This is a genomic window from Candidatus Amarolinea aalborgensis, assembly GCF_900491745.1.
Taxonomy (GTDB): domain Bacteria; phylum Chloroflexota; class Anaerolineae; order SSC4; family Amarolineaceae; genus Amarolinea; species Amarolinea aalborgensis.
This window is the reverse complement of sequence record NZ_UETR01000004.1, coordinates 146,496-162,474: the sequence shown is the minus strand read 5'-3', so window position 1 is coordinate 162,474 and position 15,979 is coordinate 146,496. Positions and strand designations below refer to the sequence as shown.

Below are 15,979 nucleotides of genomic sequence, written 5' to 3'. Positions count from 1 at the left end.
CGTCATGCGAGTCATGCCAGTCGGTTAACGACGGCGCCGGTGTTGAAGGCGCCAGGGGTGCGACCAGTCGTTGCCCACATGTCATGCAAAAAGGCCCAGGACCGGGGTTTGTTTCACCACAATTTGCACACGTCATAAAGCCTCCTGTAACTGAGGATTCCTCTCAACGCATCGGCATTTCACTTCCACAGTTCATACAGAAACGAGTATTCGGCAGCGCGGGCGTCCCACAGGAAGGACAGAAGACTCTGTTCGAGTCACTGACAGCCACAGCAGACGTGCCCCGTCCATATACCGTGCGACGATAGAAGATATAGCCGGCTGCGCAGAGCAGGGCGAAGATGAGGGCAACCCAGACCAGCCACCCAGGAAAACTACTGGCCGGCGTCAGCACGGCAGTCATGGCGCCATAATGATTGCGCCAGATTACCGTACTGTGATCTATCAGGTTGCCATTTGTCTGCAAGATTTCACCTCCATGCAAGGTGACAGTAAAATCGGATAGGTCACCGGATTGGTTAGACATCTCGAAACGAAATGCCTTGCGCTTTTCAAAATCTACGGGCGCCACTTGGATGCCCGTAGAGTTGGCATGATCCTGACCGCTCCCCTTGAAATCAATGGTATAGACCAGTTCGTTGGCGTTCTTGGCGCGACCTTTGCGCCAAGATGCCTCTACACCGTCCGCACGCGTGTCGGCGACGAGTTGATCGAGCTGTTGCTCGATGACTGATGCCCCGCCGACCGCTGCTAGTCCCTGCGCCGAAACAGTGAGCGTGGTGGTCGCGTTGTAACGTCCGTCATTGAGAAGGGTGACGTCCACTTCGGCCTTTGCACATGCACTCAGCGCCAGGAGCAACGAGGTCAACAGCGCCAGGACTGTCAATTGGCGCCTGTAGAATGTCATTCTTTGCCTCATCGGTTACCTTCCTTAAACTCGTGTACCGCAATCAGGGCAAAAGACCGCTTCCAGCGGCAATTCCAGATGACAGGTTGGGCAAGGCTTCGTTATCGGCGGTTCAGCCTCGGCCGTCTGCCCAGTCTGGCCTGATTCAAGGGCCTCGGACGCTGGGCTGGCTTCTGGCGGGGCTTCAGTGTCAATACCAACGTCCAGAGATGCAGGAACGGAAAGGGTGCTGGACTGTCCGACCGTCGCTTTGACCACGCGCGTGCCACATTCTGCGCAGAAAGCAGCTTGCTCCGGCAGAGGTGCACCACAGCCAGCGCATCGTTTTGATGAGGCCGTTACAGCATGGCCGCAAGCCGCGCAAAAAGCTGCACCCGCTTTCATCTGCGCGCCGCAGGCCTGACAAACTACCGTGGCCGCGGCCGGTCGCACAACACGATTGCCACAGTGCGGACAGAACGCAGCCACTTCAGGAATTAGCTGCTTACAGGTTGGGCAGGGCAGCATGAGCTGCTGAGGATCGGTGAGTGGTAATCCTGGCGCCAATTGCTCTGCCCGAATCGCCGCGACGCGCCCCTCGTGTTGACGAATTTGAGCTTCCATGGCTTCGATCTTCAGGCAAATCGTGGTCAATTCAGGTTGTTCAAGATTACCGGCGCGATGAGCGGCCAGGGTTGCCGTTGCCAGCGCATCCAGGTGCACCCTGATGTCGCGCTGCAGTTGCGCAACCGCGGCCTGCTCACGACGAATGCGAATAAGTTTGTCCGCCTCCAGCGTAGCGCGATCCGCTTGCTGGCGCACAGATTTGATGAAACTCATAGCTCACATCTCCTGTTCATCATTGAAGGGTCAGTAGCTCATTCGGCATTCCCATTGATCAGCCGACTCGTGCTACACAGCATGGAGTAGATACACGAGCAAGGCGTTGTGAACGCCATGCCAACAGGGTATTTCGGACAGCATGTGCAAGGAGGTAGTGTCCTATGATAATACATTATCTACTTCCGCAGGTATGCGGTGCATCATATCCTGACCGCCCTTATGACTCCAATTCGACGCGAATTCCGCCAACCCAGCTGGCAGCTACGTTGTAGATGAGCGCGGCGATGACGGTGACGATGCTTTGAACAAAAGCGCCAACAACCACCAACAAGACGTAAAACACCAGCGTGGCGACCATGCCTCCGCCGAGAACGCTGAGGCCATCGCGGTCTCCAGCCAGGCTGCCAAGCAAGCTGCTGCCGAATAAGCCAGGCAACAGCACGAAGAGACAACCAAAGAATCCGAACAACAGGCAATAGATCACGAACGTGACCTTGAACACGGAGGCCGCAGAGACCTGACGGATAGTGGCGAGAGAGCCACGCGCGAGGCGTACGGGCAGCGGAGCCGCCGAGGGCTGCACGCCCACATACGCTGGCGTCTGCGTTACCGGCGCCGGCGGTGCTACAGGCGCCTGCACGGGTACGCTTGTCGGCAAACGATACCCACATGCCATGCAAAATGGCCCTGGACCTGGGGTTTGAGTGTTGCAGTTTGGACAGTTCATCATATACTCCTTTATGGCGTAGGTGAATTGCGGCCACATCCTGGAAGCAGATTGGCGCATCATGACAAACGGAAACAATGGGCAACATGTCACGTTGCCTATATTCTACATGATAAATACCCTCATATGTCTTCCATCTTTCTCTCAAAACTCTATCAACTTTGCATGATCCTCATAGATTGCGCGATTCATACAACCTGAATGCGCAGACCCGCGAGGGTGAATGCGCTGCTCCGCCAATCTGCAATCTGGAGCCATTCCTACTTGCCATGCGCCGTAGACCTGCTATAATTCATTCGCTGTTGACCACTGCGGTGGCGGCAAGCGGGGACGGATCGAAAACATCATATGTTACGATGTCGCTTGGATCGCACGACGACCGAGACGGCGAGGTGGACTGAGGCTGATTGAGCAACCTCTCGCGCGCCGGCGCGAGGGGTTTTTTTGTTTTGATACGCTGCGGGGGTGAAATACGATGATGGTACGCACGATGTTCAAGAGTAAGATTCATCGGGCCACGGTGACGGGCGCGAATGTTCAGTATATTGGCAGTATCACGATTGACGCCGAGCTGCTGGCTGCAGCCGATTTATATGAATACGAGAAGGTGCAGGTGGTGGACGTGGATAACGGTCAGCGCTTGGAGACCTATGTCATTGCCGGCGCGCCCGGCAGCGGCGAGGTCTGCTTGAACGGCGCCGCCGCGCGCCTGGTTTCTCCCGGCGACAAGGTGATCATCATGTCCTACGCGCAGGTGCAGGAGCCAATTCCCCAGCCCTGGACGCCGACAGTGGTCTTTGTAGATGCGAACAATCGCATCGTGCAGGTGACGGCCGAAGAGAAGGCTAATACGCGCTTCGCCGATTTTGTGCCAGAGTTGAGTCTGAACTGAACCATGCTGACCACAAGCGCAGCCGAATTCGACGAGACGCACCGCCCCGCGCTGGCGATCGCGGGCGCGGGCCGCGTCGGCAGCGCGCTGGCCCTGCTGCTCAGCCAACGCGGCTGGCCAATCCGCGGCGTCTGGAGCCGTTCGCCCGACTCGGCCGGCCGACTGGCGCAGCAGATCGGCGCGGCGGCTTGGAACGATCCGGCCTGCCTGGCGGAGGCGCAGTTGGTGCTGCTGACGGTGCCGGATGGCGCGATCGGCGATTGCGCGCAGGCGATTGCGCAGGCCGGCGGTTGGCGCGACGGGCAAGGCGTGGCGCATTGTTCGGGCGCGGTGGAAGTGGCTGCCCTGGCGCCGGCCCAGGCCGCGGGCGCGTGGATCGGCGGTTTCCATCCGCTGCAGGCGTTTGCCACGGTTGAAGCTGCGCGGGCGGTGCTGCCAGGCAGTTTTTTCGCCCTGGAAGGCGCAGGCCCGCTGCGCACCTGGCTGCCGGCGCTGGCGGAATCACTGAACGGAACCTGGCAGTGGCTCAAGCCAGGCGCGCGCCCGCTCTATCATGCGGGCGCAGTCTTTGCCAGCAACTATGTCGTGACGCTGTTCAGCGTGGGTGTGCGCCTGTTGACGCAGGCCGGCGGCTCGACTGAGCTCGCCGAAGTCCTGACCCCGGCGCAGGCCGCAGCCGCGCTCCTGCGCTTGACCGAGGGCGCCGTGCACAACCTGGCAGCCGTCGGTCTACCGGGCGCGCTGACCGGCCCCATCCGCCGCGGCGACGCCGCCACCATCACGCGCCACCTGGACGCGCTGACCGCGCAAGCCCCCGATCTGGCCGACTTATATCGCGCTCTGGCCTGCCAAACGCTGCCCCTGGCCCAGGCGCTCAACCTCGACCCACAGGCGCTGGACGCCGTGGCGCAGGCAGTGAAAAAGGAAACCTGACAAGGAGTTTGATATGCGCAAAACGATTCGCCATTTTCAGCAGATGAAGGACCGCGGCGAGCGGATCCCGATGGTGACGGCGTACGATTACACGAGCGCACGCCTGGCCGAGGCCGCAGGGCTGCCGATTCTCCTGGTCGGCGATTCGCTCGGCATGGTCATGCTCGGCTATGAATCCACCGTGCCGGTGACGCTAGAGGAGATGATCCATCACGCCAAAGCCGTGGTGCGCGGCACGCAGAACGCGCTGGTGGTGGTTGACATGCCGTTCATGACCTACCACGTCAACCCGGAGCAGGCCCTCGTCAACTGCGGCCGCGTGATGCAGCAAACAGGCGCGCAGGCCGTCAAGATCGAAGGCGGGGCGCGCATGGCCGAGACCGTGCGCCGCCTGACCGACAACGGCATTCCGGTGATGGGCCACATCGGCCTGACGCCGCAGTCGGTCAATCAGTTCGGCGGCTACCGGGTGCAGGGTCGCAGCCTGGAAACGGCGCGACAGCTGCTGGCCGACGCGCTTGCACTGGAAGAGGCGGGCGCGTTTGCCATTGTGCTCGAGCTGGTGCCGGCCGAACTGGCCGCGCTGGTCAGCAAGCGCGTCCATGTGCCCACGATTGGCATCGGCGCCGGCCCCGGCTGCGACGGCCAGGTGCAGGTGTGGCATGACATGCTGGGGTTGTTCGAAGATTTCGTGCCCAAGCACGCGCGTCGCTTTGGCGAGTTGGGGAAGGCCGCGCGTGAGGCGCTGAGCACGTATGCCGCTGAGGTGCAGGCCGGTAGTTTCCCCACGGAAGCGCACAGCGTCCACATGGAGGCAGCCACCTGGTCCGCGCTGATTACGGCCGCCGACGCCGCGCCCGCGGCCGCCGCTGACCCGGCTGACGCAGCCAGCGCTGACGCGATCGTCGCCGTCTATGGAGGCAATGGCAAGCGCAAATCATGATCCAGATCACCTCTATCGCTGACATGCACGCGGCGCGGCGCAGCCTGACCGGGTCGGTCGGCCTCGTGCCCACGATGGGCTATCTGCACGCCGGGCACATCGCTCTGGCGACGCGCGCCCGCGCCGAAAATGACCATGTCATCGCCACCATCTTTGTCAACCCAACCCAGTTTGGCCCCAATGAAGACCTGGCCGCCTATCCACGTGACCTACCGCGCGACCTGGCGCTGCTGGCGGAGGCCGGCTGCGACATCGTCTTCACGCCAACGCCCGAAGCTGTCTATCCGCCCGGCTTTCAGACCTACGTTACGGTGGAGGAGGTTGCGCTGCCGCTCGAAGGCGCGCGCCGGCCTGGGCATTTCCGCGGCGTCGCCACGGTGGTCGCCAAGCTGTTCAACCTGGCCCGCCCGACGCGCGCCTACTTTGGGCAGAAGGATGCGCAGCAGGCGCGCGTGATTCAAACGATGGCGCTCGATCTGAATTTCGACCTGGAGGTTGTGGTCTGCCCGACGGTGCGCGAGCCGGATGGCCTGGCCATGAGCAGTCGCAACGCCTATCTGACGCCGGAGCAGCGCCGCGCCGCGCCGGTGCTCCATCGGGCGCTGACCGCTGCGCAGCAGGCCTGGATGGACGGCACGCGCGACCCGGCGCAGCTGCGCCAGTGCATGCTCGACGTACTGGCGGCGGAGCCGTTGGCGGCGGTGGAGTACGTCAGCGCGGCCAACGCCCAGAGCCTGGCCGAACTGCATGAGCCGGCGCGTGAGGGCGTCCTGCTGTCCCTGGCGGTGCGCATCGGGCGCACACGGTTGATTGACAACCTGGTGTTGTGAACGCAGACGGGCAAACAGTGATCAGCGATTGAAATCGGGCCTAAGAGGCGTGCCGCCAGGCGCCCACCTGCCCTTCGACAAGCGTTCGACTGAGCTCACGCCGAAGGCTCAGGGCAAGCGTGGGCGCAGAACCGGTCGGCGTAGGCCGACATCGTGGCGGGACGCCCCTGCGCCCCGAATTCATTCGGCGGCAGCCAGTCGGCGTAGGCCGACATCGTGGCGGAACGCCCCTGCGCCCCGAATTCATTCGGCGGCAGCCGGTCGGCGACGGCCGACATCGTGGCGGGACGCCCCTGCGCCCCGAATTCATTCGGCGGCAGCCGGTCGGCGACGGCCGACATCGTGGCGGGACGCCCCTGCGCCCCGAATTCATTCGGCGGCAGCCGGTCGGCGCAGGCCGACATCGTGGCGGGACGCCCCTGCGCCCCGAATTCATTCGGCGGCAGCCGGTCGGCGTAGGCCGACATCGTGGCGGGACGCCCCTGCGCCCCGAATTCATTCGGCGGCAGCCGGTCGGCGCAGGCCGACATCGTGGCGGGACGCCCCTGCGCCCCGAATTCATTCGGCGGCAGCCGGTCGGCGACGGCCGACATCGTGGCGGAACGCCCCTGCGCCCCGAATTCATTCGGCGGCAGCGCTTGAACAGCAACGAGACGGAGAGGATCATGTTACTGGCCGTTGATATTGGCAATACGAACATTGTGTTGGGGCTGTACGAGGGCGAGACGCTCAAGACCCACTGGCGGTTGAATACGGTAAACGGCAAGACGGCCGACGAGTACGCGGTGACCGTGCTCAGCCTGATGGAGCGCGCCGGATTCGCCGTGCCGGGCAGCGTGACCGGCGCGATCATCGCCAGTGTGGTGCCTGCGGTCACGCAGCCGTTCGTTGAGTTGGGCGAAAACTACTTGCACAGCAAGGTGCTGGTGGTCGGCACAGGCGTGCGCACCGGGGTGCGCGTGCGCGTGGACAATCCGCGCGAGGTGGGCGCGGACCGAGTCGTCAACACGGCGGCCGCGCACAAGCTTTACGGCGGGCCAGCCTGCGTGGTAGATTTTGGCACGGCGACGACGTTCGACGCAGTCAGCGCGGAGGGCGACTACCTGGGCGGCGCGATTGCGCCGGGTCTGGCGATTGCGGCCGATGCGTTAGGTCAGCGCGCGGCGCAGCTCTTCCGCGTGGAGCTGACTGCGCCGCCCGATGTGATCGGCAAAAGCACGGTGCAGGCCATGCAGTCAGGGCTTTTCCTGGGCTATGTGGCCCTGGTGGAGGGGCTGGTCAATCGTTTCCGCGCCCGCCTGGGGCCAGACATGAAAGTCATCGCCACGGGCGGCCTGGGCGAGGTGATTGCCCGCCATACCGATGCGCTCGAAGTGGTGGACCCCTGGCTTACATTGGCGGGCTTGCGCTTGATCTGGGAATTGAACCAGGCAGCCTGAGCCAGGATTTTTTGGCTGCAGCGCAACCAGGGTTCTTCGATACAAACAAAAAGTCCACGTCGCCCCGCGGTGGGTGCGACGTGGACTTTTCTGATGAACAATTTACTGAAAAATCAGGCCGTTTGACGGGCCGCAGCAGCCTTGTTGTAGGCCAACATCAGGCGTGACTTGCGGCGGGCTGCATTGTTGCGATGGACAACGCCCTTCTGGGCCGCATGATCCAGGGCACTAACGGCCTTGCGCAGAGACTCCTGTGCGTCGGCTTCGCTGCTCCCAGCCAACTTTGCCCGTGCGCCCTTGAGATGGGTGCGCATGGACGTGATGACCAGACGGTTATGCTGATGTGCCCGCTCGTTGCGGCGAATGCGCTTAATCGCAGACTTATGGTTAGCCACGAACTCTCCTCCACAATCTTCTAGTTACCGTTTCATGATAGACGGCTAGTATAGCCGAACAGGCCGCTTCTGTCCAATTTAGGGGGCTTGAACGGTAAGCCCCCGCAGCGCATCGCGCATCGCATCCTCGATGTTGGGATAGGCAAGACCCGCTGAGGCCAGGCCAAAGATGGCGCCGGTGGCCGTGCGCAGGACATAATTGCTCTCGCGCCAGCCAAACAACTGCGTGAAGCCGTCCAGGGCAATCGGCGCCACGAAGATGAGATAGGTCTTGATCGTCAACCGCGGCAAGGTCATGCGGCGGTTGCGCAGGAGGCCAAACAGCCAGCCGCCGAGCAGCAACGAGCCGTAAATCGCCAGGTCGCGCTGACACAGGGCGATTTTGTAACCGTGCTGCACATCGCCGAGGTAGAGAGGGCGCTCAAAAATGCCCAGGCCAGGCAGAACGCCCGCCGCAGTCAGTTCAGACAGCGAGTAGACGTGCTGCGGGCCAAACAGAAAATAGGAGCGCTCCGGCAGTTCGTGGCACAACAGCCGATAAAGGCTGTAGATCATACGGCCCAGGCGCTCATGGCCGCTGTGCATGAGGATGGGCGCGCTGATGGGAATGGCCAGGTAGAGAATCAGGAATACGCTGAACAGCAGCAGCCAATGACGCGCAACCCAGGCGACTAACCTATTCACGGTCTGGGTGAAGCGGTCCGGCGGCGCGGGCACACGATCAGCCAATGGGCCAGGTGTTGACATCTCGCAGGACCTCCATCAATTCGTCCATATCAATCGGCGCAAAGAACGCACGCGTCGGTGTGGCGACGACTGGAATCAAGTAACGAAAACGCTGCCACAGCGCCGGATCTGTGGTGATGTCCACCTCCAGCACGTGTAGGCCCAGTTCATCTGCCAACGGGCGCAACACGTGCAGCAGTTGCTCGCACAGATGGCAGCCGTCTTTGGAATACAGAGTGATTGTGTGCATCACGCCAGCTATAAGATGGGCGCCAGGTTCTTCTCGATCAAAGAAGGGGTGAGGACGCCTAACCAGCGCGCGCTGATCTTGCCTTCACGGTCAATGAAGAACGAGCTGGGCATCACGCGCACCTGGTACGCGCGCGCGGCGAGGCCATCATCCATGACAATGGGCAGGGCCATGCCCAACTCCTCGGCAAACGGTTTGATCTTGTCCGCGCTCTCTTCCAGGTTCACGGCAATGACGATGAAACCGGCATCCTTGTGCTTCTCATACGCCGCCACAATGTCAGGCATTTCCAGGCGACAGGGGCCACACCAGGTGGCCCAAAAATTGATGAGAATGGGGTGTCCGCGCAGGTCGCTCAGGCGCACCTCGGCGCCATCCGCGTAGCGCAGGGCAAAATCAGGCGCCGGGGATTTAGCCGTCGGCTGCGCCCCGTCGTTATTGATGTTGGCGGGCATGGCGGCCGTCGCCAGCTCATCAGCCGGCTTGGCCGGCAGGCGCAGGGTCGCCCCGGCGCTCGACGCGGGCGTGGATGCAGATGGCGCGCCGACTTCGGCGAGCTCAGTCGAACCGCAGGCAGCCAGCGTCAGCAAGAGAAGGCCGCTCACCAGGAAACGCAGCCGATGTTGTCTGCTGGGTATCCGTGTGATCACGCCGCGCAAAACGCTTTGTTGCTTAGCCATTGCGGGTTGAAAACTCCGTCAACCAGGGGAGAAGTTCCTGCAAGCGTGCGCCCAGCACGCCAAGTTGATGAGTGAACAACAGGAAGCCGACATAGATCAAGAAAAGGCCGCTGATGAACGAGATGACGCCAAGATAGGGTCGAGCGCGACGCAGAACGCCGGTCATAGACTCCAGCAGGAGACCCGTCAGCAGGAAGGGAATGCCGAGACCCAGGGAATAGGCTGTCAGCACGACGGTGCCGCGGCCGACCGATTCGGCCGAGGAGGCCGCAAGCAAGATCGTGCCCAAGATCGGTCCGACGCACGGCGTCCAGCCAGCGGCAAAAAAGATGCCGACCAGAAAGGAGGAGAAGAAGCCCAAGGTCGGATTGGCCTGTACATGAACGCGCTTTTCGGTGTAAAGCAGGGAGTTGAACCACTTCAGAGCCGGCAGGGCCACCTGGCCCACGACGCTGTCACGCCACGTCGGTCGCGCCTGGATGGCGCGTTCGATCGCGGTGAAGAGGCCCATCATGTGCAGACCAAACAGAATGACGATGACGCCGCCGATCTTCTGAATGGTATACACTTCCTGGTTGAGCAGCTGCCCTACGGCGCTGGCCGTGGCGCCCAGGAGCACGAAAATACTGGTAAACCCAAGCACGAAGAAGACCGCGTGCAAGAAGGTCACGTAGTTATTGCGCTGCGTCGTGCCCGCGGTGGTGACCGCGGTGCCGCCGAGGTATCCGATATACGCTGGCACCAGGGGCAGCACGCAAGGCGACACAAATGAGATGAAGCCGGCTACAAAAGCCGGTATGACCCCGATATCCATGCCAGGCTCACTTCTCAGGTTCTTCGTTGAGTGCGCTGATCTCCTGATTCAGGGCTTGGTAGCGCCGGATCAGGCTCACAATGACGCCCACAACGATAGCCAGGGCGAAGGCATACCCTGCAACTAAGTATTGCATATCTTTTTCCTAACTGCAAATGGTCATGATTGCGCGGTGCGCTGTTCACGCAGCACAGCCACACGATCACGCATCTGCTCCAGGCGCACGCGATGAATCATGAGCGTGATGAAGAGCAGGGTGTACACCGCCATGCCCAGCATCATGACCAGGCGAATGCTGGGGCCCATAGCAAAACCGCCCTGGGCCGCAGCGTTTTCACCTCCAATCACCACCGGGTGAATCGTCCGCCACCAGCGGATGGAGAAATAGGTGAGCGGTACGCCGATGAAGGCAAAAATGCCGTACACCGAGGCAAAGCGCGCGCGCTGTTCAGGATTCTCCACGGCGCCGCGCAGCATCAGGTAGGCGATGTACAGGAGCCAGACGATAGCCGATGTGGTCAGCCGCGGATCCCAGGTCCAGTAGGTATTCCACGTTGGCTTGGCCCAGATCGAACCGGTGATGAGGGTGCCGGTGGCAAAGGCAATGCCCAGCTCCACACCCGACACGCCGATCGTGTCCCAAATTTTGCGCCGCGTAACCAGGTAAAGGATGCCAGCGATGAAGGTCGCCAGGAAAGCCAGGCCGGCGGCCGCGTTGTTGCCCATATGAATGTAGAAGATGCGCTGCGCGTCCTGTTCAGCGCCCTGCAAGTTGGCAGCCGGCGGCGCCCAAATAAGGGCCATATACAAAAAACCTAGCAGGGCCGCGCCGGTAATGGTATTGAGAATGGTGAGGGGAAGATTACGCTGTGCTGTCATCTGTTTTCTCCTCTCGGTCTTTATTCTTCGACGACGAAATCAAAGGTCATGAACGACGCCGCGATGTACATGATGTCAAACACGACAAGCAGCTGCACCCAGTTGCTCAGATCGGCCAGCGCGTCGCCATCCAGCAGGCCGCCCGTGGCGCGGACTCCAGCGATGAGCACCGGCACCATTACCGGTAAGAGCAGGATGGGCAGAAGCACTTCACGCGCCCGCGTGTTCACCGACAACGCGGCAAAAATAGTGCCGACGGCCGCAAAGCCGATCGTGCCCAGCAGAACGATGAGCAGGACCGCGGGCGTCAACAGGGGAACCGTGAAGAGCACCATGCACAGGGGAACAAGAAAGGCCTCCACCACGAGCATGAATACCAGGTTGGCGAGCATCTTGCCAAAATAGATCGCGCTGCGATCCACCGGGGTCAGCAACAGTCCTTCCAGACTACCTTTATCCTTTTCCAGGACAAAAGACCGATTCAACCCCAGGACGCCGGAGAAGCTGATTGCCACCCACAGGACGCCGGGCACGACCTGCCTGGCATTGTCCACACGTAGATCGAACGCAAACTGGAAAATGATCACCGACAGCAAAGCGAAGACGAACATCGCGCTGAAGATGTCCTTGGTGCGCAGTTCTGCGACGACATCTTTCCAAAAGACGGCAGCTACTTTTCTTAAATAGCGCATCGTCGTTCAGTCTGGTTGCGATTAGTCACGCAACCTCCGTATGAGTGCGATAAATCTGCTGAAAATCGGCCACAGTCAGGGCCTTCGATGGTCCATCATAACGAATCTTGCCGCCGTTCAGAATCAGCGCACGGCCTGCCCAGGACAGTCCGCGCTCCAGGTGGTGCGTGGTGAGCAGGATGGTGCGCCCGGCGTCGCCCACATCTTCCAGCACCTGGCGCAGCATATCGGCCGCGGCTTGGTCCAGTCCTGTGTCCGGCTCATCTAGCAGCAAGATCGGTGGGTTGTGCAGAATCGCGCGCGCGATCGCCAGGCGCTGCACCATGCCGCGCGAGAAGGTGCGCACCGGTTCGAGCCGTCGCAGCCACAGGCCGACGCGGCGCAAGACATCTTCCGCGCGTGCGCCCAGGTTGGGCACATCGTACATAGCGCCGTAGAAAGCCAGGTTCTCCCAGGCCGTCAGATTATCGTAGAGCAGCGGCGCGTGGCTGACAACGCCCAGGTAGCGCCGAATATCGTCGCCAGCCTTGCGCACATCCACGCCGCCCAGAAGGACCTGGCCGGTGGTAGCTTTGCTCAAGGTTGAGATGATGCGGACGAGCGTCGTCTTGCCCGCGCCATTCGGCCCGAACAAAGCCACCCGTTCGCCTTCCGCCAGGGTCAAGTCAATGCCCCGCAGAACCTGGTGCGGCCCAAACGCCTTGCGCACCTGGCGGACTTCGATCATGGGCGCGGCGTCGCTCATGCCGCGCCTGCCTCAGCCGCGTCTTGCAAATCGGCCAGGGCTTGCGCTACGGCCAACAGATCGGTCTTCAAGTGGCCGCGTCGGCTGCGGTAGTCGGCTTCGTTGACCTTGCCGGCCGCATAACTGTCGTCCAATTGGGCAATCGCCAGAATCAAGCCCTGGCGCCGACGCTGTAAGGCGTCGGGATCGGCCACGGCGAGCGCGGCGACCTCCTCAGGCTCATCGTCGTCGGCCTCGGCTTCCGCCGCCTGCCGGCGCTGCCGCACCGCGTAGAGGAGCACGCCGAGCAGCCCCAGCGCAGCCAGTCCCGCCACGCCAACGGCGAGCCAGGGCGAATTAGCCTGCACGGCCGCGGCCGTTTGCGGCGCGCGATTGAAGGGCAAATTGGTCATGGCCAGCTCAATCGTCTTGCCCGCCGGCACATCGCTGGCCGTGAAATTGAAATACGTGGCTTGATCCACCTGGCGCGGCGCGCCTTCCTGCAAATCAGGGCTTGTTACTTTGGCCCCGACGTCGGCCACCAGCACGTTCAGGCTGCGCAGCGCCACGGCCACGGGATGCTTGATATCGAGCGTCAAGGAGGAAAAGGGCATGACGTAGCGCAGCAGAGTCTGGCGCACGCCTTGCCCAGGGGGCAGCGGCAAGGTGTCCACGGCGCCGGTCGCCGTAGGCTGATAACGCCGGCCCAGGTCGCCATCATCGAAGGTCAAGTTCTGAAAACCGTTCGGGAGGTCGAATGGCAAAACGCTCCTGACCGTAGAGGTTGTCGCAGCCGATGGCGCGCCCACATAGACACGGTCGCTGTTGTTGCTCCAGATGTACAGCTCCGCAACCAGCATCTGCGACTGATCAAACTCGAAAAACCAATGCGCCCGCTCGATCGCTATGCTGCTGGCGTCGGTGGTTGGCTCGTAGACCGAGATAGGTCCGGTCCGTGACACCTGTTGCTGGGTCAAGGTGATCACGCCCGTGCTGTAGGGCACGTCCTTGAAAGACAAATTGGCAACGTACAGCCAGCTGGGGTCGGTGTCCAGCTTGTCAAAGCGATACAGCCCGGTGACAGAGGTTGTGGTGCTGATTTCGGTGATCAGGTTGAAGTCATCGAAAATGCTCAGGGTGACGGTCAGGCCGCCGGTGGGATCGCCCTGCGGTGTATCGTTGGTCACGACGCCAGAAATGAGACCGACGCCAGGTGTGTAGGCGTGGGCCGTCAGCGGCGGCAAGGTCCAGGTGCGCACAAACTCCAGCGCGGCCCAGCGGTCATCATCCTTCAGACTGGCGACGCTGCTGTGCGCTGGGTTCTTCAAGACTTCAAACCAGGCGCGCTGACTCTGGCTGGCCGTCGCCGCCAGGTCGGTCAGGTCGGGCAGCGCGCCGTCGGCCGCGGGGCCGTCGCCCTTACCCGTGTCGCCATGGCAGCTGGCGCAGTTTGCTTTGTAGACCGTTTCACCCTGCTGCAGCTCAGCCGCATCATGGTGCAGTGACCAGGTAAAAGCCAGCACATTCCAGATGTCCTGATCGCTGGTGCTCTGCCCGAAAGGCGGCATCAGGCGCTCGATGCGGCCATTCTTGACGACGGCGAAGAGATCAGCAGGCGCTTTTTCCCACATGACGGCAGCGTCCGCGAATTGGGTCGGTGGAAATTGCAGCTGCGCGGCGCGCGGGCCATTGCCCATGCCCGCGTCGCCGTGGCATGGGGCGCACTTTGCGGTGTAGATGGCAAGGCCTGCGCGGGCGTCCGCAATCACGGGGGGCGGCTGCTGAGTCTGCGGCATGGCAGAGGCGGGAGAGGAAAGCAAGAGAATCAGCGCCACGGTCAGAGGCGCGGCAAAGATCAATAAAGAGAGGGCTGCGGACGACGCGCGTGAGCGGTGGGGACAGCCTTGCGCTGCGTCTGTCGCCCTGGACTGGACGATGTTTCGATTCAACGTGTCACCACCGTCCGCTAACTGATCTTCTTGACTTCTTGCGGGGCTTCTTCATAGCGCGACGGACACTTGAGAAGCAGCGTGTCGGCTTCGAGCACGCCATCGGCGCGCAAACGGCCTTCCACAATCGCAATGGAGCCTTCACGCGTCATGTTGTCGGGCTGCACGCCGTGGAAATGAACGGCCAGCTTCTCGCCGGTGCCCTTCTGATCCAAAATCGTGAAGTTCAGGTTGAAGTCGGAGGCGCTCCAACTGACCGTATTGGTTTCGACCAAGCCGCTCACGCGCAGCTTACGGTCAATCAGCGCCGACTGCTGCGCTTTGACCTCGCTGACTTCTTTGTAGTAAGCGCCATCGCTGCCAATCATCGAAACGATAAGATAAAGGATCACGGCCGCGATGAGAGCGCCGCCGATGATGAACTTCATTTGTTTGTTCGCTGTGCGGGCGCCAGTCTGAATGCGTGGAATGGCGGCTGATTCGGCCATGGAAGATACCTCTTTCCGGTTAGTTTGTTACTGCGGGCCTATTATATCATTTGACCGTGAGACTGTCAACGACAAAAATCACTGGTTCGCGATGTATCATGGTGAACTGCATCAACCTTTGGTTTGCGGTATAATAAGGTCACGAGACAAATAGGAAATGATGATCATGGCAAACGATGTCTGAAATGAAACCCCGGCGACTCCTGTTCGGCAGGGCGCTGATGATGGCCGGCGCGTTGCTGTTGTCGCTCGTGATCGGCCTATGGCTGCAAGCCCGGCTCGACGCCCAGGAGCAGGCGCAGATGCGCATCTTGACCATCTCCAGCCCGGCGCCGTTGGCGCTGCCGCCGCTGACGGCATCCCCGGCCATGTCGGCGACCGCGGCATCGCCGAGGTTTGCCCCGCCCGTGCGCCTGCAGATTCCGCGGCTGGGCGTAGATCGCGCCGTGGTTCAACTGAACTACAAAGCCGATGCCAACGGCAACCTGGCATGGGACACGGACAGCCTGTTTGCCACGGCCAGCCGGCCCGACCTGGTCGGTCATCTCATCGGCTCGGCTAATCCCGGGGCTGGCGGCAACGTGGTGTTAAGCGGACACAACTATAACCGTGGGCGCGCCAACTGGCGCGGCGTTTTCGTGAACCTGGCCCGCCTGCAAATCGGCGACCCCATCACCGTCACCGTGGCTGGCGGGCAACAGTATGTCTACCACGTGCAGCAGGTGACTTCGGCGCCCTGGCGCAGCCAGAGCGATGCCGAATGGCAGCAGCACCAGGTGTTCCTGGGGTCAACCGACCATGAACAGCTCACCCTGGTGACCTGCGGCGGCGCCAACCTCTGGCCGTTCCCGGCTCGGGTGTATGTGGTGGCGGAGTAAGATTATTCATC

At 61.7% G+C, this 15,979-nt stretch carries 21 protein-coding genes; 6 read left to right on the top strand and 15 right to left on the bottom strand.

Translation table 11 applies throughout. The annotated features are described in order from the left end of the window. Positions 1-163: 163 nt before the first annotated feature. The 3 genes from ACPQ6D_RS07220 to ACPQ6D_RS07210 all read right to left on the bottom strand — a co-directional run bounded on the left by ACPQ6D_RS07220 (position 164) and on the right by ACPQ6D_RS07210 (position 2,387). A complete protein-coding gene (locus ACPQ6D_RS07220; RefSeq protein ID WP_423223632.1) occupies positions 164-907 on the bottom strand; it encodes a zinc ribbon domain-containing protein in 744 nt (247 codons plus the stop codon). Between the two features lie 24 nt (positions 908-931). Beyond that, positions 932-1,726, bottom strand: a complete 795-nt coding sequence (locus ACPQ6D_RS07215; RefSeq protein WP_423223631.1) for a zinc ribbon domain-containing protein — start codon at positions 1,724-1,726, stop codon at positions 932-934. A gap of 220 nt (positions 1,727-1,946) precedes the next feature. After that, the gene (locus tag ACPQ6D_RS07210; RefSeq protein WP_423223630.1) at positions 1,947-2,387 is read right to left on the bottom strand and encodes a DUF3566 domain-containing protein; all 441 of its coding nucleotides are present in this window, start codon (positions 2,385-2,387) and stop codon (positions 1,947-1,949) included. A 547-nt stretch (positions 2,388-2,934) separates the two neighbouring features. Between ACPQ6D_RS07210 and panD the strand changes: the two genes are divergently transcribed. Genes panD through panC form a run of 4 tightly spaced genes read left to right on the top strand, consistent with a single transcriptional unit; the run spans position 2,935 to position 6,054 of the window. Further along, positions 2,935-3,348: an aspartate 1-decarboxylase gene (gene panD, locus ACPQ6D_RS07205; RefSeq protein WP_423223821.1), complete on the top strand. Its 414-nt coding sequence runs from the start codon at positions 2,935-2,937 to the stop codon at positions 3,346-3,348. A 3-nt stretch (positions 3,349-3,351) separates the two neighbouring features. Next, entirely contained in the window at positions 3,352-4,281 is a 930-nt protein-coding gene (locus tag ACPQ6D_RS07200; protein WP_423223629.1) for a Rossmann-like and DUF2520 domain-containing protein, read from the top strand. 13 nt (positions 4,282-4,294) lie between these two features. Further along, positions 4,295-5,224, top strand: a complete 930-nt coding sequence (panB, locus tag ACPQ6D_RS07195; RefSeq protein ID WP_423223628.1) for a 3-methyl-2-oxobutanoate hydroxymethyltransferase — start codon at positions 4,295-4,297, stop codon at positions 5,222-5,224. After that, positions 5,221-6,054 (top strand): pantoate--beta-alanine ligase, encoded by an 834-nt coding sequence (gene panC / locus ACPQ6D_RS07190; protein ID WP_423223627.1) that lies wholly within the window; start codon positions 5,221-5,223, stop codon positions 6,052-6,054. The genes panB and panC overlap by 4 nt, the downstream gene beginning before the upstream one ends. A gap of 95 nt (positions 6,055-6,149) precedes the next feature. Here the strand turns inward: panC and ACPQ6D_RS07185 are convergent, their stop codons facing one another. After that, positions 6,150-6,647 (bottom strand): hypothetical protein, encoded by a 498-nt coding sequence (locus ACPQ6D_RS07185; RefSeq protein WP_423223626.1) that lies wholly within the window; start codon positions 6,645-6,647, stop codon positions 6,150-6,152. A 72-nt stretch (positions 6,648-6,719) separates the two neighbouring features. Between ACPQ6D_RS07185 and ACPQ6D_RS07180 the strand changes: the two genes are divergently transcribed. Next, positions 6,720-7,493 carry a type III pantothenate kinase gene (locus ACPQ6D_RS07180; protein WP_423223625.1) on the top strand — a complete coding sequence of 258 codons (774 nt, stop codon included), beginning with the start codon at positions 6,720-6,722 and terminating at the stop codon, positions 7,491-7,493. A 113-nt stretch (positions 7,494-7,606) separates the two neighbouring features. Here the strand turns inward: ACPQ6D_RS07180 and rpsT are convergent, their stop codons facing one another. The 11 genes from rpsT to ACPQ6D_RS07125 all read right to left on the bottom strand — a co-directional run bounded on the left by rpsT (position 7,607) and on the right by ACPQ6D_RS07125 (position 15,090). Further along, positions 7,607-7,888, bottom strand: a complete 282-nt coding sequence (gene rpsT / locus ACPQ6D_RS07175; RefSeq protein ID WP_423223624.1) for a 30S ribosomal protein S20 — start codon at positions 7,886-7,888, stop codon at positions 7,607-7,609. 78 nt (positions 7,889-7,966) lie between these two features. Continuing rightward, positions 7,967-8,635, bottom strand: a complete 669-nt coding sequence (locus tag ACPQ6D_RS07170; protein WP_423223623.1) for a DUF2085 domain-containing protein — start codon at positions 8,633-8,635, stop codon at positions 7,967-7,969. Then, complete coding sequence (locus ACPQ6D_RS07165) at positions 8,610-8,864, bottom strand: glutaredoxin family protein (protein ID WP_423223622.1); 255 nt, start codon at positions 8,862-8,864, stop codon at positions 8,610-8,612. Before ACPQ6D_RS07165 ends, ACPQ6D_RS07170 begins: the two co-directional genes overlap by 26 nt. Positions 8,865-8,872: 8 nt before the next feature. Beyond that, positions 8,873-9,544 (bottom strand): TlpA family protein disulfide reductase, encoded by a 672-nt coding sequence (locus tag ACPQ6D_RS07160; RefSeq protein ID WP_423223621.1) that lies wholly within the window; start codon positions 9,542-9,544, stop codon positions 8,873-8,875. Then, the gene (locus tag ACPQ6D_RS07155) at positions 9,537-10,358 is read right to left on the bottom strand and encodes a cytochrome c biogenesis CcdA family protein (protein ID WP_423223620.1); all 822 of its coding nucleotides are present in this window, start codon (positions 10,356-10,358) and stop codon (positions 9,537-9,539) included. Before ACPQ6D_RS07155 ends, ACPQ6D_RS07160 begins: the two co-directional genes overlap by 8 nt. A 7-nt stretch (positions 10,359-10,365) precedes the next feature. Then, entirely contained in the window at positions 10,366-10,494 is a 129-nt protein-coding gene (locus ACPQ6D_RS07150) for a hypothetical protein (protein WP_423223619.1), read from the bottom strand. Between the two features lie 23 nt (positions 10,495-10,517). After that, positions 10,518-11,237 carry a cytochrome c biogenesis protein gene (locus ACPQ6D_RS07145; RefSeq protein ID WP_423223618.1) on the bottom strand — a complete coding sequence of 240 codons (720 nt, stop codon included), beginning with the start codon at positions 11,235-11,237 and terminating at the stop codon, positions 10,518-10,520. Positions 11,238-11,257: 20 nt separating this feature from the next. Next, positions 11,258-11,929, bottom strand: coding sequence for a heme exporter protein CcmB (locus ACPQ6D_RS07140; protein ID WP_423223617.1), 672 nt, complete (start codon positions 11,927-11,929; stop codon positions 11,258-11,260). Between the two features lie 25 nt (positions 11,930-11,954). After that, positions 11,955-12,674, bottom strand: coding sequence for an ABC transporter ATP-binding protein (locus ACPQ6D_RS07135; RefSeq protein ID WP_423223616.1), 720 nt, complete (start codon positions 12,672-12,674; stop codon positions 11,955-11,957). Beyond that, entirely contained in the window at positions 12,671-14,602 is a 1,932-nt protein-coding gene (locus ACPQ6D_RS07130) for a c-type cytochrome (protein WP_423223615.1), read from the bottom strand. Before ACPQ6D_RS07130 ends, ACPQ6D_RS07135 begins: the two co-directional genes overlap by 4 nt. Before the next feature lie 17 nt (positions 14,603-14,619). After that, complete coding sequence (locus ACPQ6D_RS07125; RefSeq protein WP_423223614.1) at positions 14,620-15,090, bottom strand: cytochrome c maturation protein CcmE; 471 nt, start codon at positions 15,088-15,090, stop codon at positions 14,620-14,622. A gap of 176 nt (positions 15,091-15,266) precedes the next feature. On the opposite strand from ACPQ6D_RS07125, the gene ACPQ6D_RS07120 reads away from it, so the two are divergent. After that, positions 15,267-15,968 carry a class F sortase gene (locus ACPQ6D_RS07120; protein ID WP_423223613.1) on the top strand — a complete coding sequence of 234 codons (702 nt, stop codon included), beginning with the start codon at positions 15,267-15,269 and terminating at the stop codon, positions 15,966-15,968. Positions 15,969-15,979: the final 11 nt, after the last annotated feature.